This is a genomic window from Gracilimonas sp., from assembly GCF_014762685.1.
In the GTDB taxonomy this organism is placed as follows: domain Bacteria; phylum Bacteroidota; class Rhodothermia; order Balneolales; family Balneolaceae; genus Gracilimonas.
On sequence record NZ_JABURM010000008.1, the window covers coordinates 234399 to 257059 of the forward strand.

Annotated in this window: 15 protein-coding genes; 5 read left to right on the forward strand and 10 right to left on the reverse strand. The window is 44.0% G+C overall.

Going from position 1 to position 22661, the window contains the following annotated elements; genetic code table 11:
- The first annotated feature begins 104 nt into the window (after positions 1-104).
- Positions 105-6137 carry a lamin tail domain-containing protein gene (locus HUJ22_RS14710; RefSeq protein ID WP_290878452.1) on the forward strand — a complete coding sequence of 2011 codons (6033 nt, stop codon included), beginning with the start codon at positions 105-107 and terminating at the stop codon, positions 6135-6137.
- Positions 6138-6186: 49 nt separating this feature from the next.
- Here the strand turns inward: HUJ22_RS14710 and HUJ22_RS14715 are convergent, their stop codons facing one another.
- Positions 6187-8262 carry a TonB-dependent receptor gene (locus HUJ22_RS14715; protein WP_290878453.1) on the reverse strand — a complete coding sequence of 692 codons (2076 nt, stop codon included), beginning with the start codon at positions 8260-8262 and terminating at the stop codon, positions 6187-6189.
- A gap of 81 nt (positions 8263-8343) precedes the next feature.
- On the opposite strand from HUJ22_RS14715, the gene murI reads away from it, so the two are divergent.
- Positions 8344-9153: a glutamate racemase gene (gene murI / locus HUJ22_RS14720; protein WP_290878454.1), complete on the forward strand. Its 810-nt coding sequence runs from the start codon at positions 8344-8346 to the stop codon at positions 9151-9153.
- A 72-nt stretch (positions 9154-9225) separates the two neighbouring features.
- Here the strand turns inward: murI and HUJ22_RS14725 are convergent, their stop codons facing one another.
- Both HUJ22_RS14725 and HUJ22_RS14730 read right to left on the reverse strand, forming a co-directional pair.
- Complete coding sequence (locus HUJ22_RS14725; RefSeq protein ID WP_290878455.1) at positions 9226-10173, reverse strand: hypothetical protein; 948 nt, start codon at positions 10171-10173, stop codon at positions 9226-9228.
- Positions 10174-10408: 235 nt separating this feature from the next.
- On the reverse strand, positions 10409-12460 hold the full coding sequence (locus HUJ22_RS14730; RefSeq protein WP_290878456.1) for an oligopeptide transporter, OPT family: 2052 nt from the start codon (positions 12458-12460) through the stop codon (positions 10409-10411).
- A gap of 311 nt (positions 12461-12771) precedes the next feature.
- Here HUJ22_RS14730 and HUJ22_RS14735 point away from each other — a divergent pair, with 311 nt between their 5' ends.
- Positions 12772-13251 carry a DUF6265 family protein gene (locus HUJ22_RS14735; RefSeq protein WP_290878457.1) on the forward strand — a complete coding sequence of 160 codons (480 nt, stop codon included), beginning with the start codon at positions 12772-12774 and terminating at the stop codon, positions 13249-13251.
- A gap of 168 nt (positions 13252-13419) precedes the next feature.
- Here the strand turns inward: HUJ22_RS14735 and HUJ22_RS14740 are convergent, their stop codons facing one another.
- Positions 13420-13806: an HU family DNA-binding protein gene (locus HUJ22_RS14740; RefSeq protein WP_290878458.1), complete on the reverse strand. Its 387-nt coding sequence runs from the start codon at positions 13804-13806 to the stop codon at positions 13420-13422.
- Between the two features lie 246 nt (positions 13807-14052).
- Positions 14053-14466: a large-conductance mechanosensitive channel protein MscL gene (gene mscL / locus HUJ22_RS14745; protein WP_290878459.1), complete on the reverse strand. Its 414-nt coding sequence runs from the start codon at positions 14464-14466 to the stop codon at positions 14053-14055.
- Positions 14467-14625: 159 nt separating this feature from the next.
- On the opposite strand from mscL, the gene HUJ22_RS14750 reads away from it, so the two are divergent.
- Positions 14626-14871, forward strand: a complete 246-nt coding sequence (locus tag HUJ22_RS14750) for a hypothetical protein (protein ID WP_290878460.1) — start codon at positions 14626-14628, stop codon at positions 14869-14871.
- Between the two features lie 47 nt (positions 14872-14918).
- Here the strand turns inward: HUJ22_RS14750 and HUJ22_RS14755 are convergent, their stop codons facing one another.
- Together HUJ22_RS14755 and HUJ22_RS14760 are read right to left on the reverse strand one after the other, a co-directional pair.
- Positions 14919-16250 carry a PhoH family protein gene (locus HUJ22_RS14755; protein WP_290878461.1) on the reverse strand — a complete coding sequence of 444 codons (1332 nt, stop codon included), beginning with the start codon at positions 16248-16250 and terminating at the stop codon, positions 14919-14921.
- Between the two features lie 236 nt (positions 16251-16486).
- Positions 16487-17260: an RNA methyltransferase gene (locus HUJ22_RS14760; protein WP_290878462.1), complete on the reverse strand. Its 774-nt coding sequence runs from the start codon at positions 17258-17260 to the stop codon at positions 16487-16489.
- Positions 17261-17375: 115 nt separating this feature from the next.
- On the opposite strand from HUJ22_RS14760, the gene HUJ22_RS14765 reads away from it, so the two are divergent.
- Positions 17376-18884, forward strand: coding sequence for an aldehyde dehydrogenase family protein (locus HUJ22_RS14765; protein ID WP_290878463.1), 1509 nt, complete (start codon positions 17376-17378; stop codon positions 18882-18884).
- A 153-nt stretch (positions 18885-19037) separates the two neighbouring features.
- On the opposite strand, the gene HUJ22_RS14770 is transcribed toward HUJ22_RS14765, so the two are convergent.
- The 3 genes from HUJ22_RS14770 to HUJ22_RS14780 are packed head-to-tail and all read right to left on the reverse strand — an operon-like array spanning position 19038 to position 22642.
- Positions 19038-21263 carry a sodium-translocating pyrophosphatase gene (locus tag HUJ22_RS14770; RefSeq protein WP_290878464.1) on the reverse strand — a complete coding sequence of 742 codons (2226 nt, stop codon included), beginning with the start codon at positions 21261-21263 and terminating at the stop codon, positions 19038-19040.
- A gap of 54 nt (positions 21264-21317) precedes the next feature.
- A complete protein-coding gene (pth, locus tag HUJ22_RS14775) occupies positions 21318-21875 on the reverse strand; it encodes an aminoacyl-tRNA hydrolase (RefSeq protein ID WP_290878465.1) in 558 nt (185 codons plus the stop codon).
- A 44-nt stretch (positions 21876-21919) separates the two neighbouring features.
- Positions 21920-22642 carry a 50S ribosomal protein L25 gene (locus HUJ22_RS14780; protein WP_290878466.1) on the reverse strand — a complete coding sequence of 241 codons (723 nt, stop codon included), beginning with the start codon at positions 22640-22642 and terminating at the stop codon, positions 21920-21922.
- Positions 22643-22661: the final 19 nt, after the last annotated feature.

Sequence of the window (22661 nt, forward strand, 5' to 3'; positions counted from 1 at the left end):
TAAAAGGTGGAACACCCTTTTGCCCTCTTTTTTTATATCTACGATACCTTTAACTAAAGATAAAGGCAGTTTCTTTAGTTACCTCATCAAGCTAAGGTTTTAGCATGAAAAAACTGCTGATAGTTTTACTATTTACCATACCATCAATTGCCGTTGCACAGACAGCAAACTTCGAAGATGATTTTTCGGACAAAGACATCTCAGACTGGTCCGGTAATAATGCTCATTTCACTTTTATAGATGAAAGTAAAAATATTTTGCTTCAGCAAAATGCTCCTGATGCAGGGACTTCTTATCTAAGTATTCCCTCTGTTGATATTGAAGGATATTGGGAATTTTTTATACGAATGGAATTTGCCCCTTCTGATGGCAATAAAGCAGAAATTTATTTAATGAGCGATTCGAGTGATTTCAACGGATCTCTCAACGGTTACAAAATATTAGCCGGCGAGGATGGCAGTAATGATGTTTTCCGGCTGTTCAGAATTGATTCCGGATCTGAAGCATCAGAGATCATCACCGGGACAACCAACATCAGTAACGGGGGCGATTATAGAGTGAAAGTAACCCGGGATGCTTCCGGAAACTGGACTCTCGAAGTAGCCGAGGGATATGCAGGCGCTTTAGCTCAAGAGGGAACCGGAACAGATAGTACCTATACTGCTGCTTCTCATTTCGGATTCAAAACAATCTACACATCCACTCGGTCCGACCTTTTCGCTTTTGACTTCAAAATTGACATTCCTCCCATTGAAATTACCTCTGTATCTCCGGTCAGTAACACCGAAATTGATATTGTATTCTCACATGCCTTTGATTCCAGTACTGTTGAAAGCACTGATTTCACTTTAAATCCGGGCAGTATTAATCCTCAGTCTGTAACGCACCAAACAGCTGATACTGCCCGCATAACATTTTCTGATCCCCTTTCCGGCGGCATCCATGACCTCTCTGTTTCCGGTATTAATAACTTATCCGGCGAAACCACCCTGGCCGATACTACCCTGTCTTTCATAATCTTTGACGACTATCAGCCCGGCGATATTATAATTAACGAATTCATGAAAGATCCGCCTACCGGTACTGCTGAATATGTGGAACTCAAAAATATCTCCGGAAGATATATTAATTTAAGGGATTGGCAGGTAGGTGATAACAATTCTCAAACTACCATTATCGAATCAGATTTCGCTATTCTTCCCGATAGCTTTGCTGTTATTTCTGCTGATACCTCTTCCCTAAATACCTATTACGGAAATGCTAACTATATCCAAACCTCATTGCCTGCGTTGAATAACGGAGGAGATCAGGTTCGCATCTTTGATCCCACCGGCACTATTGCCGACTCGCTCGAATATACTTCTGAGTGGGGTGGGCTGGATGTATCCATCGAACGACGAGATACTTCGGTTTCGTCTACTTTCAGGGAAAACTGGGGAGATAGTCCGGCTGGTAATTTCGGTACTCCCGGCTTTGCAAACCTGGTAGCTGAAGATACTACAGCTCCGGCGATATCTGAACTTCTGGTCCAAAACAACCAAACTATTTTACTTGTTGCTTCGGAACGATTGGAAACCACCTCGGCTGAAACGACAGGCAACTATTCCCTTGACCAAAACCCGGAAACCGGAGCAGTTGTGCCGACTATACCAGCGATCTCATCAGCCACCCAAATTGCCGCTGATACTGTTGAGCTTACTTTAAGTTCAAACCTGGAAGAATACGACGGGAACTGGATCTTAAGCGCTGATAGTTTGACCGATATTTTTGAAAACACTGCCAATGATCAAGCTGAATTCACTTTTACAAACCCGTTTACTATCATGGAAGTATCAGCACTTTCTGAAAGTGAAATCCTTTTTCTATTCAGTGATAATATTGAATTTGCCACGGTATCTACTGAAGATTTCACAATAAACGGAGAAGTTTTAGCCCCCTCATCAAACATAACTCAGCCGGAAACAAATCAGCTGATAGTGAACCTTCCGACAAGTTTACCTTCAGGGCCAAATCTGGCAGTCGTTTCAAATATTGAAAGTGTGAACGGATGGATTATTCCTCAAAATACCCAGGCTGAATTTTTTGTTTTTGACGACTATCAGTCCGGAGATATTTTGATTAATGAATTTATGAAGGATCCGCCCACCGGTGCTGTTGAATATGTAGAACTCAAAAATATCTCCGGAAAATATCTGAATTTAAGAGATTGGAGAATCGGTGATAACAACTCCATCACTTCCATCACAGGCTCTGACTTTGTAATCCTTCCCGATAGTTTTACAGTAATTTCAGCAGACACTGTTGCCTTAAGTATATTTTTTGGAGAGGCTAACTACGTACAAACTTCACTTCCCGCTTTGAATAATTCCGGAGATCAGATTCGCCTTTTTGATAATAACGGAACCCTCGCCGATTCACTCGAATATACCTCGGACTGGGGCGGTGAAGATGTGGCTATTGAACGTCGCGATGCCACCGTTTCATCCACCTTCAGGGAGAACTGGGGTGACAGTCCGGCTGAAAATTTTGGCACACCGGGTTTGACCAATCTCGTTGCACCTGATGTTACCGCGCCTGAATTACTTAGCATCCAAAGGCCTGCTGATGACCAAATTCAGCTCTCTTTTTCTGAACGGCTTAAGGAAAGTACAGCCCGGGATTCCACCAATTTCACCCTTTCAGCTGATGGGCTTTCAGAACCTATTCCCGCACTTCAGTCCGCTACGCTGGCAACCCCTTCAAGTATCACCCTTCAATACGAATTTGATCTTCCCAGCGAGCCTTCGGGAACTGCGTATGAGTTGTCCGTTGCTAATCAAACTGACATTTTTGGGAATACAGCTGTCGAAATTCCTCTTTCTTTCTTTGTAATCCTATATGCCACCGCTGATTCGGCAGATGTATTTATAACAGAATTTATGTACAGCCCGGCAACCGGATTTACTGATTTCATCGAAATCTTTAATCCAACCGACAGTGCCTATAATCTTCAGGACTGGACCTATAATGACAATGCCGGAAATGCACGTGCAATTTCAGATAGTGAGTTTACATTGGCACCAAATTCTCATGCTGTTTTAGCTCCGGACAGCACCATCGCGAAATCTTTTCCGAATATTACGCTTGCAGATATGGGCAGCCGGTTTGCGAATCTCAACAGCACTACCCCCGATGACATTGTACTCAGAAACCAAAGCGGTACGCTCATCGACTCCTTAACCTATGCTCCAAGCTGGGGAGGAAGGGAGGTTTCACTGGAACGCCGAAGTATTGATGTCCCTCCATTGTTTCAGGAAAATTGGGGAGAAAGCCCCTCTGATAACTTCGCAACACCCGGTGCTCCGAATGAAATTCAACCCGATACTTCTCCGCCTGAAATTGCATCACTGACCGTATTAAATGACAGTACCTTCCGGATGATCTTTTCAGAACGAATACAACCCGAACCAGCGGAAAATGAAGCCAATTACACACTATTGGAGCCCGAAGGACTTCCATCCGCTCCGCCCCTTTTAGAATCCGTGGAATTTCTGGCGCCGGATACCGTCATCATTTCATTCCAAAACGCTTTACATAAACAGGAACAGGGTAGTGAGTATGGGCTTATAACTGAAGGACAATTGGATATTTTCGGGAACGTGGCGTCTATCCTTGAAGACTCTTTTTTCCTGATCGACATCGCCCAAGCCGATTCCGGTGATGTAGTGATCAATGAATTTATATACGATCCCGGAGCTGAATTTTCTGAATTCATTGAACTGCATAATTCATCAGACAAAAATTTCGATCTTCGGGACTGGACCTTCAATGACAATACCGGAACTCGTCTTGTTATTACGAATACCAGTGTTGAATTGGTAACGGGGTCCTATGTTATTTTAGCACCGGACAGTACGATTATCAGCTTATTCCCTGACCGACCGATCATTGTGATGGGAAATAAGTTTCCGGCTCTTAACAATGGCTCTGATGATATTGTGATCCGAGACCAAAGCGGCATACTCATCGACTCCCTTACCTATTTCTCAGAATGGGGCGGGGATAAAGTTTCTTTGGAAAGACGATCCCCTGCTGCCCCCTCTTATTACCGGGAAAACTGGGGAGATTCACCTTCTAATGAACTCGCTACTCCGGGGGCGGCCAATCAGATTCAGCCTGATAACAACCCGCCGGAAATCATTAACGCTTTCACCACCTCTTCCGACTCCATCCAAATTACCTTTAGTGAACGTATTGATTCTGTATTGGCTAAGAACAAATCCAATTTTTCGATCTTGCCTGCAGTATCCATTGCAGAGATCGCTGAATTTTCAGGAAACACGGTGACTGTTGTGCTTGAGACATTCTTAACTGACGGAGAAACTTACACCCTCATCATTGAAAATCAGGCAGACATCTTTGGAAATGTTCAGGCTTCACTGACGGTGGAATTACAGTACATAGAATTTTCCACTGCCAATTTCGGAGATGTGATCATAAATGAGATTCTATATCGAAAAAAAAATGCGGATTCTGAAGAATTTGTTGAATTATACAATCGATCGGAAAGAAACTTTAATCTTGGCAACTGGACCTTATCTGATGCGAGGGGATCAACAACCTTACCGGAAGGTACTGAAATCAGAAGCGGAGAATACCTGATCCTGACCGGCCTCAAAAGCTTTGCCAGTGAAGTTCAAAATGGTGTTTACCTTCCGAGCTTCCCGTCCCTGAATGATGATGAAGACGCAGTGGTGATCCGAAATGAGGTAGGTATTTTAATTGACAGCCTGTTTTATAGTAACACCTGGGGGCAAAATGAACGCGGAGTTTCCCTGGAACGTAAAGATCCTGAGTCTGCTTCGAACGATGCTTCAAACTGGGCCAGCAATATTTCAGAAATCGGAAACAGTGCCGGTTATCAAAGCTCGATCTTTGAGCCTGATGAAACTCCGCCGGAGATAATTTTTTCCAGGCTGCAATCGAACGGAACTATTTTTGTAGCCTTCAGCGAATTTGTAAATATTGACAATGCCTCAGCCTTTATCAATGATCAGCCGGCTCCCATCATAAGTTACAGCGAGGCAAACGGTAATATCGTAATCTTAGAAAAGAGTGCATCAGGATCAGCTTCCGTTCAGGTAAAAGAAAAAATCAAAGAAAATGAACCGTTGCACCTTACCTTCAATAACATTACTGATATTCGGGGCAATGCAAACCAGGAACTGGCTGTTGAGGTTTCTCAGCCACTCGCTCCGGGCGCCGTTGTCATCAACGAGATCTTATATAATCCTTTGGCCAATTCGGATGATAATCTCCCCGATCAAACAGAATATGTAGAGCTTTATAATCCTTCTGATTATGCTATATCACTGGAAGGATTTTATCTGCACGATGAGCTCGATGAAAATGGAGAAGTTCGAGCCTTGCTTCCTGTCTCCACTCATTATAAATGGATCCCTGCCAATGGATATGTGGTGGTTTATGCTGAAGACCAGGCCACAACGTTCAATGAAAGTCGGCTTGCTAAGTATTTTAAATTACAGGGAGAAAGTGATCAGTTTAAGGCTCGCATCAATCGCAGCAGCCTGAGCTTAACTAATTCTGATGATGCCGTTTATCTGGCTGACAGCACCGCGGCAATCATTGATTCTGTGTTTTATGATGAAAGCTGGCAAAATCCCAATCTCTATGATACCGACGGCGTAGCACTCGAACGTATCAATCCGGAAGGGCCGAGCAATGACAAATCAAACTGGAGCTCAAGCACGCGCGTAAACGGAGGGACCCCGGGGGAACAAAATTCTATCTTCCAGGAATCCGGAGCGGGTCCAGTAAACACAGGAATCACCTTCACTCCAAATCCCTTTTCCCCCGACGATGACGGCTTTGAAGACAACCTATTCATCAATTACAAGCTGGATGAGTCGGATTACTTATTGCGCGTACATATTTTTGACCGATACGGAAGAAAGGTCCGTAAACTGGCAGATGGATTTCAGGCAGGCTTTGAGGGTTCGCTCATCTGGGACGGACGTACCGACGACAATCGAAACAATCGCGTGGGAATTTACATTGTGCTCTTTGAGGCCTACAACAGTGCCATTGGCAAGAATGTGACCTTTAAGGAGACGGTAGTATTAGCTAGGAAATTTTAAATGTTGAATTATGAATGTTAAATGTCTCAGGTCATTTAACATTCATAATTTATAATTCAACATTTACCTTCACCCCTCCAAACCAGTTTCTCGGTGCAGCAGGCTGGTAGTAACGGCCTCCAAAGGCATTCAGGTCATTTCCGAGACTGTATTTTTCGTCAAGCAGATTATCAATTCCCATAAAAAGATCAAGAATCAGGTTATCCAGTATTTCTTTTTGAAATCCTATTTTTGATTGAATCAAATGATAAGAATCTGAATACACCGTATTGGCATCATTCAATGGGATTTCATCTGTGAAGTTGTATGATAAGGAACCGTAAAGTCCTGCCTCTGTTTTTGCATTTAATGTAGACACGAAGATATGCGGAGCGACTCCCGTCAGTTTATTTCCGGAAAAATCTTCTCCTTCCTTTTGGTAATCTTTGAACTCAAAGTCATGATAGGTGTATGAAACGGTCCAATCCAATTTCTGTAAAAAAGCACTGTTATTTCGGATGACCGCCCAATCTATTGCAGTCTCAATCCCATATTGATCGGTGCTTCCGGTATTTTCAAATATAACCGTTGAATTTCGGTCGGATGGCTGTTGAACGATAGTTTCATCCAGCTTGAAATAAAAAGCGGTGATATCATAGGAAAGCCTTGGCCCGATTAATGTTCCTCGTGTCCCTGCTTCATAATTTGTTCCCTGTTCTGCTTCCAAATCCAGAGCGATGCTGCCTTCATTGGTTCTGAACTCCTCTATGGTTGGGGGTGAAAATCCATAACTCACGCTTCCGTATACGGATAGCGCCGGCGAGAATTTCTTCACTAACCCTATACGCGGTATGATCTCCGGCTCGAAGGTTTTCTCAGCTAACCCGGGCACATCTCCTTGCAGGTTCGTCACCAAACGATTCAGCCTATATTCGAGACGGTTATAACTCAACCCGGCTGTGACATAAAATTCATTGGGCAAGTCAATTTCCGTATTCAAAAATACCAGGGATGAATGGATCTTGATTTCGTCATCAAAATTAAGAGCTCCAACCTGACTGCTGTCATTTTCAAAATTTCGGGCGGCATAGTTAGCAGATTGCAATTCCCCACCTACGGTAAATCTTGTACGCACTTCCCCGATATTCGTATCAAAATAGAAACGGGTTCTTCCGCCCCCTGATTTTCGGCTATCCTTTTTATAGTCCAGATTAAAGGGATTTTCGAATGCACTGAAGGTTCCATACAGAGTAGTCAGATTTGAAATGTTATCCGAAATTTGCAAATCATGGCTTATTCCCGCTAAAAAAGTCTGTTGATCAATACTTGCATTCGCTTCAACACTCCCCAAGGCAAATGGATTTCCCTGCCGGGCCTGACTCGGATCTGCGTCAAACTGCTCTTTGGTTAACGGCCCCGGTATCCCATAATGCAGATCAGAATATAAAAAACTGGTTTTGACGATCTGTTTATCATTCAGCTGAAAACGCCCGGACAGCTCAGCAGTTTCCCGATTGAAAAAGGATTGTTGCCGGTATCCATCCGACTGCTGGTCTGAATAATTGAACCGAAAGTTTCCGCCTTCAAACTGAGATTGGGCATAGGCGCTATAGCGCTGGAGTCCATATGAGCCGAACTGGATTCCGGCACCCACCTCATCCTCTTCCGACTGACGGCTGTCAAGCAATAAAACCCCGCCGTTCCCCGCTCCATAAATACTGCCTGCCGGACCTTTAATCACTTCCACTTCCTGCATATTAATTACATCCAGTAAGTTCAGCGGCGTACTTCCCGAAGGTTCGGTGAATGGAATATCATTCCAGTAAATTTTCACGTTTCTGACCCCAAAGGGTGAGCGGAGAGAGCTTCCACGAATAGCCACCCGGTAACTTCCGGGAGCCCGCTGTTCGATCCTTACACCGGGCACAGTGTTTAATCCATACAAAAGAGAACCCTCATCGAACCCGGTGATTCGCTCAGGCTCAACATTAGCGATCGCACCGGGTGATTCCATCACACTGCGATTGCCTTCATAACCCACCACCACCACCTCACCCAAATCTCCCTTAAGGGTATCGGGTTGCTGGGCTAAAAGATAACCTTGGGATATTAAGACGAATAAAAAAAATGCCGATATTTTGTTCATGGGAACAAAGTACAAATCTTGAATTAAGTTTTAAGAAATGAATACCTTCCTTTAACAAATAATTCCATACTTATTAATCTTTTGCAAAATCTAAAAAACGCACCTATTGGCATTTTTGATTCCGGTATTGGCGGATTGACCGTAGCCAAAGCCGTAATTGAAGCCCTGCCTAATGAAGACATCATCTATTTCGGGGATACCGCACGGGTACCCTACGGAATTAAATCAGAAGAAACGATACGTACCTATGCGCTTCAAATCACAAATTTTCTTCTGAAAAAAAAGGTGAAAATGATCCTGATTGCCTGTAATACGGTTTCAGCATCAGCAAAAGAGGAAATCATCCGGGCTGCCGGAGATATTCCGGTGTTGGATGTAATTTCAGCCGGATCCCGTAATGCAGTTTCTCTCCCAAATCATAGACATGTTGGAGTAATAGGGACTCTGGCTACCGTAAACTCCAACGCCTACCCGGAAGCCATTCATGCTTTTGATCCCACAATCAAAATAAGCCAACAGGCTTGCCCGCTGTTAGTCCCTTTAGCTGAAGAAGGCTGGATTGATAATGAAGTGGCAAAACAAACCCTTCATTATTACCTGGATGAATTTGATGAAAGTGGAATTCAGTCGCTGATTTTAGGATGCACACATTATCCTCTTTTTAAAGAAGTGATTCCCAAGGTGCTCAAAAACGGGAATATTGAAATTATTGATTCAGCTGAATCCATTGCAGCATCGGCCAAGACAAAATTAGAAGAACTGGATTTGCTAAATCAAACCGGCGGGGATTTCCAATGTTTTGTAAGCGACCGTCCGCAGCGCTTCCACGAATTGGCGGAGCGGTTTTTAGGAAAAAGCCTGAACGGAGTCGAAGTAGTGAATTTAGATTAAAGCTCCCAGCTGTCAGACTTCAGCCGTCAGTTTTTTTGTTGACCAGAAAAGCTGACGGCTGATGGCTAATTTTTACATAAAATAGCCGGCGGAAAAGAAAATAATATATAGGATTATCAAGACAATGCCGGCCCAGCGCGGGATTTTTTTGCGCATCATGAAAAATGATATCATGATAAGCGTAACCATACAAAAAGGAAGATAGAATCTCATAACCTGATCACTCACTGGCACGGGCTGGACAATGGCAATGATTCCGGCATTGAACAAAAAGAAGGCTAAGACAGAGCCAACCACATTCCCAAAACTTATCTCTGGCCTGCCTTTCAATGCTGCCGGCAATTCTTTCCCCAGTTCTTCAATACTTACCAGCAAGGCCAAAATCGTCATACCAAAAACGGTATCTGATAAGCCGAGATTTGCAATGATGGTTTCAGAAGCCTTGACCAACATCGCACTCCCGGCAATAATGGCGATCAACGAGATCAGGAGAAGTCCCAGCGATTTCCACCTGTTAAGCTCCTCTTTTTTTTCAAGAGTTTCAGCAACTTCCCCGGTAGATTTAATGTCGAATCCACCTTTGCTTAGTCTCAGGAGTTGGAGAATAGAGAGTACAAATGCAAAAAGTAAAATTACTCCATCTATTCGTGAAAGCTGCCCATCATTCCCCAATAAACCCAGAAGAAACACAGCGAGAATAGGAATTAAAAGAATTCGCTTAGGTACTTCTTCAAATTCCATCGGAACAAATAAAAGTGTTATACCAAAGGCAAGGGCTATAGCGACCATGGCCGCGCCAATGATAGACCCTAAGGCAATACCTGCCACTCCTTCAAAAGAAGCCACTGCCCCCAAGGCAAGGTTTTCAGGATCAAAACCAATAAAGATAACACTGACCAGAAATGAGGAAATACCAAAACCCAAAGATGTTCCCACAGCCCCTTCGACAAGCTTTTCGGCAAAATAAATTACCAGTCCAAGCCCGGCAACAAAGAGTATTATGGAAATAAATATATGCATGCGTTGTCATTCTCTTTTCCAGTTATGACTTACAACATTACCTCGCTCCCAACCATTAAATGTTATAAGTTCTGGAAGGACGAAAGCAAATAGCCCCTGACTTGCAGGGTAACATTCCCAACCGGCATGAAGAATCCCGAAGGGATGGCATACAACAAACCATCTTGCATCATCCTGCTGGGATTTATCTCGTTCCCAATGTCTTCGTTGGAATGCTTTGGGGGAACCTCCCTGCTTAATCTCCTTTCTTAATAGCTACTTTGTACAGCCATATCATGAAGAAAATTGCAGCGCCAACACCCAGGGTGCTTGTGAGCCATTCAAAGCCTTCCGGCATAATGCGGAGAGCATCGGTGCTTTCAAAAAAGGCAAAAGGAATGGCAAGAATAATTCCGATTAAAGCCTCACCCGTTATCAACCCGGATGAAAATAACAGTCCCTTGCGCTCGGCATTCGTTTCTGCTTCTTCCTCACTTTCCCCGGCATTTTTGGCTCTTCTCCGTACCACTTTTGCAGCTGTCCATGCAATCATACCTCCTAAGAAAATGGGGACAGAAAGTTCTACGGGCAAATAAATTCCAACTGCAACAGCCAATACCGGCGTTCTGAACTCAGTGCCTTTTCGTTTCAGGATTTGATCCAAAATGATGATAGCCACCGCAATCAAACCGCCAATAATAATCATGGCCCATTCCAGGTTCCGGGCAAATACCCCTTCCGCCACGGATTGCATCAAAGTAGCCTGGGGAGCTGTCAACATCTCAGAAGGATTCATCCCTTCTCTCGGAAAAACACCGCCCAAACCGTATGCATTAAAAAGGAGACTCAAAATAGGTGCAATCACCAAAGCAGCGGCAACCACTCCGACTACCTGCATAATTTGTTGCTTGTAAGGGGTGGCTCCTACAATCTGTCCGGCTTTCAAATCCTGTAAGTTATCACCGGCAAGTGCGGCAGCACAAGCAATCATAGCTCCCACAATAATAGCAGCGGCAGCGGCTGTGGTGGCTTTTTCCATATCAGCGGCAAAATCTACTTGTCCGCCCAAAATGGCGAGTAAACACAATGAAGTGGCTAACACCGTGGCGATGGTTACACCGGAAATAGGGTTATTCGAAGAACCCACCAAACCGGCCATATATCCCGCAACGGAGGAGAATAAAAATCCTGCAAACAACGAAAATACCACTCCAAACGTAATGGCCGTCCAGTATGCCCCGGTGCTTACTGCCAGGTGCTCAATATCAATCACATACATAAAGACAATGAAAATGGGAATGGAAAGACCAATGACACCCCAAACCACAATATTAATGGGCGTATCCAATTCAGTGCGCGGCACATTTCCGGAACCATTGCTTTTCAGTTCTTTAACCGCAGCCATAGATGACTTAATACCATCTACCAGTGGTTTGGCCAGTGAAATCAAAGCCCAAACTCCACCGACAACCATCGCCCCCACACCCAGGTACCGGATTTTTTGGCTCCATATCGCAAGAGCCGCATCATAGCCTTCGGCCGCCCCTACAATAGCCGAAATTTCTTCGGGACTGCTTACCGCCATATAAATTGGAATACCGAACAGCCAGGATATGAGTCCTCCCGCAAAAATAAGTACGGCGATATTCAACCCTACAATATAACCAACAGCCAAAAGGGCTACGGAGAGATCAGCTCCAATCCCAAAAATGGATTTCCCGGTAGTCACCGAACCGCCAACAGAACCTGAAAAAAGCTTCAACCCGGTCTGACTCAGCTTGAACAATGCCGCAGCTAAACCGGCCTGAATGATCGTCTTGACTCCCTTCCCGCCTTCGGTCCCGGCTTTCAAAACCTCACCGGTAGCAACTCCTTCCGGAAATTGAAGATCACTCTCTACAATTAAAGCTCTTCGGAGGGGAATCGTGAACAAAACTCCTAGTATCCCGCCAAACATGGCGATAGCCGTGGTTTCCACGAAAGGAAAATCCAGCCAGTATTTGAGTAAAATAAGTGCCGGGAGCGTAAAGATAACTCCTGCCGCCAGCGACTCTCCCGCCGATGCCGCCGTTTGTACAATATTGTTCTCCAGGATGTTAGATTCCTTGAAGAGCCTCAACACCGCCATGGAAATAACCGCTGCGGGGATAGATGCGGAAACGGTCATCCCAACTTTAAGTCCCAGGTAGGCATTAGCCCCTGCCAGGATAGCGGATAACAAAAATCCAAGAATTACAGCTTTGACGGTAATTTGCGGAAGATCGTCTTCCGCAGAAACAAAGGGAGTGAATGTTGTTTTCTTACTCATGGGTTGATTCGGCTAAAATTTAGTTTGCCGTAAATAACAATTTTTTACCATTGATGCATAATGTTTAGTTAGGTGTTAGGTGCGAGGCATTAGGTTTTAGAAAATGTCAATGTACCTCAATCCCTCGAGGGGGTGGATTGCGCAGTGAATGCGGAGCAAGACGGAGGGTGTTGGTGCCAGAAGCCACAAAGTCTTTCTTTACCTCAACTCTCAACTACTGCTTAAAATAAATTCTAATCATTTATTACCTGCTCTTTTTTTACAATCTCAATGAATGATCGTTCTTGTAACTATTAACTGGATATCTTGCCATGAAACCACTCATATTGCTTATTGGACTTGCCTTGGCCCTTCTATCCTTTTCGGATAACAGCCGGACTGATGAAACTTCTACCCTGCCTTTCGACATTGAAGATTACAGCTGGCTGGCCGGCTCATGGAGCGGGACAGGTCTTGGCGGCCTCAACGAAGAAACATGGTCACAGCCCGTGAACGGAACCATGATGGGCATGTTCCGGCATATCAAAGACGGAGAACCGGTGTTTTATGAGTTCTTGCTGCTGGATGAAACGGGAATTCGGCTGAAGCATTTTAACCCGGACCTAACCGGCTGGGAGGAAAAAGACGATATGACCACTTTTGAGATGATCAGCTACTCGAAGGATAAAATTGAGATGAAAGGGCTGATCTTTGAGAAGAAATCAGATACTGAAATGGAAACCCGGCTTCAGATAAGTCAGAATGGTGAAACCCGAACGGAAGTTTTTAGGTTGAAAAGAGTTGAACCTTGATTTTTCTCCTGACAAAATAACCCGGTTACAACTCCGCAACGAAAACATTCCGGCCCCATCTAGATGGAATCAAAAATTCACCCCGGGAGTTTTTTAAATTCACTGAGGGTAAATTATTATTTCACTCTGGGTGAATGAATGCATTCTTCTTAATCCTTATTCCGGGATCTACTTTCTCTTGTAGCGAAGGTTCTTCAAGGTTTGCCTCAATTTTTTGTCAGGAAGGTAATTGAGGCGGACGTTATTGAAATCAGCCCCGGAAATACGGGTGATGTCTTCCAAAACCCCGCTGCTGGCAACAACGCGGAAGGTTCCGATACCATCCAGCTTTACGATATTTCCGTCTGCAAGCTCAAGGGGTATCAGGTCACTGACTGCGGTCAGCACGCCGGCAACGTCGGCCGGACTCATCGTGGACATTTTTGAGATCTTTTCCTGTAATTCATAGGTATTTACGGTTCTATTGCTCACCAAGCGGGCAAACTTTACTTTTTCCCCCTCCCATCTTGAGCCGGGAGGCCCCTGTTGTTTTATAACGATATACGGTACTGCCATTGTAATCAGGTTTGTTCTGGTTTAACAGTTAGAGCAGTTAAAACTGCATTCCTTACAAAATTTCTGATTTTTTTTGCGGTAATCCCCCCGGACGAGCGGGAAGCAAAGAGTTTGAACCATGATTTATGGGATTTTCTTGATTACCGGGATTCTACTATTTCATGATAAAAATCATGGTCATCCCGGCCATCCTTAAAACCTTGGTTCAAATACCATAGGGTACAGGAACGTTATAACCGAAATATGCTACTTCCTCAACAAATCCCGGATTTCTGTCAACAGCACTTCCTCCTTACTCGGCTCGGCGGGCTTGGGTTCAGGCTTTTCTTCTTCTTTTTTCATGAAGTTGTTATATACCCGCACTACCATAAAGATCGCAGCTGAGACAATCAGAAATGTAATGATGGTATTGATGAAGGCCCCGTAGTTTATCGTCACCGCCTGCAGGGTTCCATCCGCCAGCATCTGTTCAGCTATCTGGAATTTTAGTTCGGCAAAATCGACCCCCGCTATTAAGTACCCCACAGGCGGCATGACAATATCATTTACAAAGGATTTCACAATAGCCCCAAAATAGGTAGCCATAATTAATCCCACCGCCAGTTCAATTACATTACCGCGGGAGACAAACGTTTTAAATTCTTGGATTAGATCTTTCATGTATTTTTTTTATTTCTTGTTTTGTTTTAGATGAATTGGTGAATTGAGCTTCTTCATCATTGAATATTCGATATTCGATATTCACTTAAATTAGCCTCTTTACTGCTTCTGTTTTATCTTTGGTTCAAATTAATGACTCAAAATATTAGAAATACCCCTATGAAAACCATTGCCCAGCTCACTTACATTCCTTTATCCCAAGAAGACCCCAGAGAAAAAGTACAGGAATTGCTGGAGCATCTTGCCCAATATGATGTTGATATTGAAGTTGGCTATCTGTCCACAACTATTATCGGAGCACCCAAAGTTGTTTTTGAAGTAATCGAAGACCTTTATGATATCATGTCGATGGAAACCGCAAAATTTCGCTTCCAGGTAGATCTTTTAAGCCCTTCTAACGAATAGGTACAAGAGGTTAGGTTCAAGCTGCAAGAACTTCTTGAACCTTGAACCTACAATAACTTACTCGCCAGGTTTGCCAGATCCGAACGCTCTCCCTTTTCGAGGTTTATATGCGCATACAGATCATGGTTGTGCATTCGGTCCACTAAATAGCTGAGGCCGTTGCTTTGTGCATCCAGATAAGGTGTATCGATCTGGAAGATATCCCCGGTGAACACGACTTTGGTATTCTCACCCGCCCGGGTAATAATCGTCTTCACTTCATGCGGGGTGAGGTTTTGAGCCTCATCAATAATAAATATCACATTCGACAGGCTACGCCCGCGGATGTACGCCAGCGGGACGATCCGGAGCTTGTCCGTCTGCAGCATCTCATCAATTTTCTTGAATGGTTTACTACTTTCCTTGTACTGGTTTTTGATGAAGCTCAGATTATCCCAAAGCGGCTGCATATACGGATCAATTTTTTGATTGGCATCACCAGGTAAAAAACCAATGTCTTTATTACTCAGCGGTACAATAGGACGCGCCAGATACACCTGCTTAAAATTACTTCGCTGTTCCAGTGCCGAAGCCAGGGCCAATAATGTTTTTCCGGTTCCGGCCGCTCCGGTTATGGTAGTACATAAAATATTTGGATTCTGAAGTGCATGTAAGGCAAAAGTCTGTTCTGCATTTTTAGGCTGAATGCCATATGCATGCATTTTATCTACCACTTCCACCATCTCACTTTTTGGATTATACCAGCCCAGTGCGGAAGCTCCATGGCCTTTCATAATGTAATAATGATTACAGACCGGATGCTCTTCTCCTAATTCTTCCAAAGAAATTTTCCCTTCATCATAGAACTTACTGATCAGTGCCGGATCATCGATATCCAGATCGGTCTTGCCCCGGTACAAATGATCAATATCCTTAATCTGCATGGTTTCATAATCCTCGGCCTCCAGATTTAACGCCCGGGCTTTAAGCCTCAGGTTGATATCTTTGGAAACCAGGATCACCCGTTGTTTCGGATTTTCTTCCTTCAAGTGAAGGGCTGCATTTATAATCCGGTGATCATTTTTATCGGAACCATAAACTTTGGTCGCATCCTGGGAATTTTCACCGTTGGTAATAACCCGGAGTTTACCATGCGAACGGCCATTCAACGGAATCCAGTTTTGGAGCATATTGGCATCCGATATCCCATCCAGATATCTAATAAACTCCCGTGCGTGCAGGTTAATTACATTGTTACCTTTTTTGAAGGTATCCAGTTCTTCCAGGACTGTGATAGGAATAGCTACATCATTTTTTTCAAAGTTTCGGACTGCTTCATAATCATATAAAAGAACGGAAGTGTCGAGAACGAAGATCTTCTTTGATTTCTTCTTAGGCATAGATGAGTTGGTTTGATTAATTATACCAGTTGTACCAGCCATTGTAGATGATTGTAAAAGAACGGCTACTGAAATAAAGCTAAAGCGGAACTCATTTGCAATTGGCAAGCGGGATTTAATGCAATTTTAATGAAGTATGGGAGAATTGAGAGTTGAGAGTTGAAAGTTGATAGGGTGAGGAAGTGATAAAGTGATGAAGTATTCTCTTTCCACTTTTTTAAAATTAAAATACTTTATCACTTTATCACTTTATCACTCAAAGCCCACAAACCAATACTAACCGCCACCGCCGCATTCAGGCTTTCCACTTGTTCTTGTCCGGGAGCAGATTCGATCTTTACTTTTTTTCTTCCAGAATTCAGCAATTTCTCGCTGATCCCATTCCCTTCATTCCCCACAACCAATATCGTTTTCTCTGTGGGTTGAACCGACCTCAGGGTCTCGGCTTCATCTCCCCCATCCAATAACATCACCTGCCAACCTGAGTTTTCCAACTCGACAACAACCTCTTCAAGATCACCCGTTAAAATAGGAATACTTCCCGTAGCTCCTGCCGTACTCCTCACCACTTTGGGATGGTAAATATCTACGCTGCCTTTTCCGGCAATTAACGCCTTTGCTCCAAACCAGGCCGCTGTTCTCAATATCGTACCCATATTTCCCGGATCCTGAATGGCATCTGTAGCCACAATAATTCCGGATTGGTTCGCCAGTTTTTCGGGCTGAATTTCTTCAGGCATCTTACACACCGCCAATATCCCCTGTGGATTCTCCGTATCCGCCACCTCATCAAACACATCCTCTTCCACAAAAACACTGAAAGCTGAAAGCTGATCGCTGACAGCTCTTCCCTCCACCACAAATACCATCTCCACTTCCACCAACCCATTCTCAACCACCTGCTCAACCGCACGCTCCCCTTCCACCACAAACCGCTGCTCTTTCTCGCGATATTTTTTCCGGTTCAGCTTTCGTAATAATTTGATCTCGTTGTTGGATGCTTTTCTCATGATGGAAGAATACAGAACTCAGAATTCAGAATACAGAAGAAACTGAATTCTGAGTTCTGTATTCTGACCCCTTACTTCCCTATCTTAATTAAAAATTCAGCAAAAAATTATCGTTATGGAGTTTCTGAAAACATTAGGTATTGAAGGAATTAATCCCGGAACCAGTACCGGACGCAAGCATATGGAGAGCAAGGAAACCATCAGCAGCTACACCCCTACGGATGGGGAAAGGATTGCAACGGTTGGTGTAACTTCTCGCGAACAATATGACCATGTAGTTGAGCAGGCTCAAAAAGCTTTCCAGGTTTGGAAAGATATGCCCGCTCCGCAACGGGGAGAAATTGTGCGCCAAATCGGGCAGAAACTTCGGGAATACAAAGAACCACTCGGCAAACTGGTGACCTATGAAATGGGTAAGATCTACCAGGAAGGACTCGGGGAAGTTCAGGAAATGATCGATATTTGTGATTTTGCGGTAGGCCAATCACGTATGTTATATGGTAAAACCATGCACAGCGAGCGCCCTGAGCACCGGATGTACGAGCAATGGCATCCTTTAGGCATCGTGGGCATTATTTCTGCCTTTAATTTTCCGGTAGCCGTATGGAGCTGGAATGCAATGATCGCCGCCGTTTGCGGGAATGTAATGATTTGGAAAGGCTCGGAAAAAACCCCGTTATGTGGTGTTGCTGTTCAAAAAATTGTGGCCAAAGTCCTCAAAGAAAATGACCTGCCTGAAGGAATTTTCAATCTCGTTACAGGAGACCGACAAGTTGGGGAGTGGATGACCGAAGATGAGCGCATTCCATTGATCTCAGCAACCGGTTCTATCCGCATGGGCAAAGAAGTTGGCAAAACAGTGGCTTCAAGACTTGGTAAAACTATCCTTGAACTCGGCGGCAACAACGCCATAATTATCTCTGAAAACGCAGATATCGAAATGGCTATTCGGGCTACCGTTTTTGGGGCCGTGGGTACATGCGGACAACGTTGCACCAGTACACGGCGATTGATTATTCAAGAGTCGGTCTACGATCAGGTTAAAGAGAGACTGATGAAAATCTACAAGAATATTACCATTGGTGATCCATTGGCTGAAAATACACTGGTTGGGCCCATGATTGATCAGGATGCCATAGATTTGATGCAAAAAGCCCTTAAAGAAATTGAGAAAGAGGGCGGTAAAGTGATTTATGGGGGTGAGCCTTTGGATGAAGAAGGGTTTTATGTAAGGCCTGCCTTGGCTGAAGTTGAGAACCATTATGATATAGTTCAGGAAGAAACATTTGCGCCCATCCTTTATCTCATCAAATATAAAGACCTGGATGAAGCCATTAAATTGCACAATGGAGTTAAACAAGGACTCAGTTCTGCGATGTTTACCCTGAACATGCGCGAAGCAGAAAGGTTCTTAAGTGCGCGTGGCTCTGATTGCGGGATCGCCAATGTTAATATTGGAACAAGCGGAGCTGAGATTGGCGGTGCTTTTGGCGGTGAAAAAGAAACCGGCGGCGGACGGGAATCAGGTTCCGATGCATGGAAAGGCTACATGCGCCGACAGACCAATACCATGAATTGGGGAGATTCTATGCCCCTTGCCCAAGGCATCGACTTTGACGTTTAGTAATTTTAAATGATGAAATGCTAAATTTTAAATTAGTTCCACGATACATTACGGGGCTACGGGTATAAATATGATCATCAGAAATTAAAGGCATAAAAAAACCCCGCATATAAATCTATGTGCGGGGTTTTTAATTATTTACTTAGCTAAGCTTTAGATCATGGTAGCAATTACAAGAGCTACTACTGACATCAGCTTAAGCAAGATGTTCAGAGACGGGCCTGAAGTATCCTTGAACGGATCACCTACCGTATCTCCAACAACACCTGCTTTGTGAGGCTCAGAACCTTTGCCATACTCAACACCGTCGATGGTTACGCCTTCTTCAATCATCTTCTTGGCGTTATCCCATGCACCACCGGCATTAGACTGGAAGAGAGCCATAAGAACACCCGCAGAAGTTACCCCTGCAAGTAATCCACCCAGCATTTCAGCACCAAGCGTTGGGCTGTCACTGATAAATCCAGGTACAAAGCCAAATAGTACGGGAACAATAACGGCTAAAAGTCCCGGAACTACCATCTCACGAATTGAAGCTTGTGTTGAGATTTCAACACATTTCTCATATTCAGCTTTACCGTCAGCTGCTTCAAAAGTAGTGCGGTCTTCATCTGACCAATCGGCTAATTTCTTCCCTTCGTTGCGGTTCATGGCAGCAAGGGCTTTCGTCAATTCAGGAATATCACGGAACTGACGGCGAACCTCTTCGATCATGCTCATTGCCGCACGGCCTACTGCATTCATTGATAATGCAGAGAACAAAAACGGCAGCATAGCTCCAACAAACAGGGAAGCCATTACGGAAGGATTAGTAACACTAATCAATACTTCTACTCCCGGATTTACAGCTTCAAAAGCCGTAATAAATGCCGCGAACAAAGCAAGAGCTGTCAAAGCAGCTGATCCAATCGCAAAACCTTTACCGATGGCGGCAGTGGTGTTCCCAACCGCATCAAGCTTATCAGTACGCTCACGAACTTCACCGGGAAGCTCAGCCATTTCAGCAATACCGCCTGCATTGTCTGAAATAGGGCCGTATGCATCAACGGCTAATTGAATTCCGGTATTTGAAAGCATTCCCACAGCGGCAATAGCAATTCCATAAAGTCCGGCAAATTCATATGCACCAATAATAGCAACAGCAATAATGATAATCGGAATAGCTGTTGAAATCATACCTACACCTAATCCCGCAATAATGTTTGTAGCAGATCCGGTTACTGATTGCTTCACAATAGACCATACAGGCTTGGTTCCGGTACCGGTGTAGTGCTCGGTAATTAATCCGATCCCAAGTCCGGCAGCCAATCCAAAGATGGTGGCCCAAAAGACGCCCATACTGCTATAAGTTTCACCGTTAAAGGTCCATGTTTCAGGAAGCATCCAGGTAATTATGAAGAAAGAAGCTACCAACATAACTGCGGCTGATAAAAACTCGCCGAGATTCAGCGCCTTTTGAGGATCGCCGCCTTCTTTAACACGTACAAAAAACGTTCCCATAATGGAGGTTAAAATACCTACACCGGCTAATACCAACGGCAGTATTACAGCGGATAACCCATTAAAAGCATCCGACCAAACAGCACCGTCAACGGTAGCTCCTGCTATAAATGCAGCGCCCAATACCATGGTACCGATAATCGAACCTACATAAGATTCAAAGAGGTCAGCACCCATACCGGCCACATCACCAACATTGTCGCCCACATTATCTGCAATGGTAGCAGGGTTTAAAGGGTGATCTTCAGGAATTCCGGCTTCAACTTTACCTACAAGGTCGGCACCAACATCGGCAGCTTTAGTATAAATACCACCGCCAACACGTGCGAAAAGAGCAATTGAAGAAGCTCCAAAAGAAAAACCGGTTACAATAGCCAATACTTTATTAACAGCACCAGCACCTTCAAGGCTAAAAACATTGCCAAATACGATAAATAAAACACTTAGTCCAAGTACCCCAAGACCTACAACACCAAGTCCCATTACAGAACCGCCGGCAAATGCAACCTCAAGTCCTTTCCCCAAACTGGTACGTGCAGCTTGAGTTGTTCTTACATTGGCTTTAGTAGCTACTTTCATTCCGATGAAACCTGCCAATCCCGAACAGAAAGCACCGATGACAAATGAAATAGCGACCATCCAGCTTGAGGTTGTGGGATCGGCACTGACAGCAAGTATCACTGCTACAACCAGTACAAATACTGAAAGTACCCGGTATTCAGCTTTCAAAAATGCCATAGCACCACTGGCAATACTCTTGCTGATCCGTTCCATTCGCTCTGTTCCAATTTCTTGTTTGGATACCCAGGATGACTTAAAGAAAGTGTACAGGAGTGCAATAACTCCGGCCACAGGTATTAAATAGACTATTGTTTGCATTGTTTCCCGTTACGTTAGTTTAGGTTAAATATGCTAACCATTGAGTTAGCAGCATTAATTAAAATTGTTCATGGTTTTTGTGATCCCGTCTCTTACAAAATTGAGAGCAGCATCATGGGCTTTTTGAATGCCCTCTTCTAAATATTTTTGATCTGAATTAGTAAATGGCGACAGTACAAAATCGACTTGACGACCACGTGGGAAATCATTTCCGATCCCGAACCGCAACCGGGGAAATTCCCTGCTACCCAATTCATCGATGATACTTTGGATACCGTTATGACCACCCGCACTTCCCTGTGCCCTTAGCCTAACATCTCCAACATCTAAATTCAGATCATCGTAAATGATCAGGCAATGCTCTATATCGGTGTTATATACTGAAAGAGCTTTTCGTACCGCCTTCCCACTTCTGTTCATGTATGTAGTGGGTTTTATAAGTACTACATTTCTTCCTCTGTGCCTGCCCTCTGCAACCACAAAAGGCCCGTTGCCCGGGCCAAATGTAGTGGAAAGAGTCTCAGCTAAAGCATCAACTACTTCAAATCCTATGTTGTGACGAGTCCCCTCATATTCTTGCCCAATATTTCCTAAACCTATAATAAGGGACATTTCAAAAAGAGGTTACGTTACAACTTTGCGATAATGAGCAGAGATTATTCTTCTGTTTTTTCTTCAGAAGAATCTTCTCCCTCTTCGCCTTCAGCAAGTTCTTCACCTTCGGCAAGTTCTTCACCTTCAGCGAGTTCTTCGCCTTCAGCAACCACTTCTTCTTCAGCCTCTTCAGTAACACCCGCAACAAGACTTTCAAGAAAGTCAGCTCCTTTAGGAGGACGAATGGTTACAATGGTTCGACTCATATCATCTAAAGGAATAATTCCTTCCAGATCCAAATCAGAAATATGGAATGACTGGCCAATTTCAAGCGGTGAGATATCAATTTCAAACTCTGCCGGAATGGCTTCAGGAAGTACACGAATGCGAACGAAATTCATTGGTTTGAATACACGTCCACCATTCTCAACTACCCCTTTTGCGTTCCCTGTAATTTTAATAGGGACACGGAGTGTTACTTTCTTCTTATCTGACAGAACATAGAAATCTGCATGAACAGGACGATCCGTTACAGGATCAAATTCCGTTCTCTTCAAAAGTGTTTTATACGTTTTTCCGTCAACCGTAAGTTCTTGAAGTTTAGTTTGAGGTCGTTTAAGAATTTTCTCCAACTCCAACTCATCAATCGAAAAATGAACATTTTCATCAACGTCGGGACCATAAAGAACTGCGGGTACTTGCAATTCTTTCCTAAGCGCTTTATTCGCTTGTCTGCTGGTCTCTCTTTTTTTGCCTTCAAGTTTTACTAATTCTGGGTATGCCATAATGCGTTTACCTTAATCA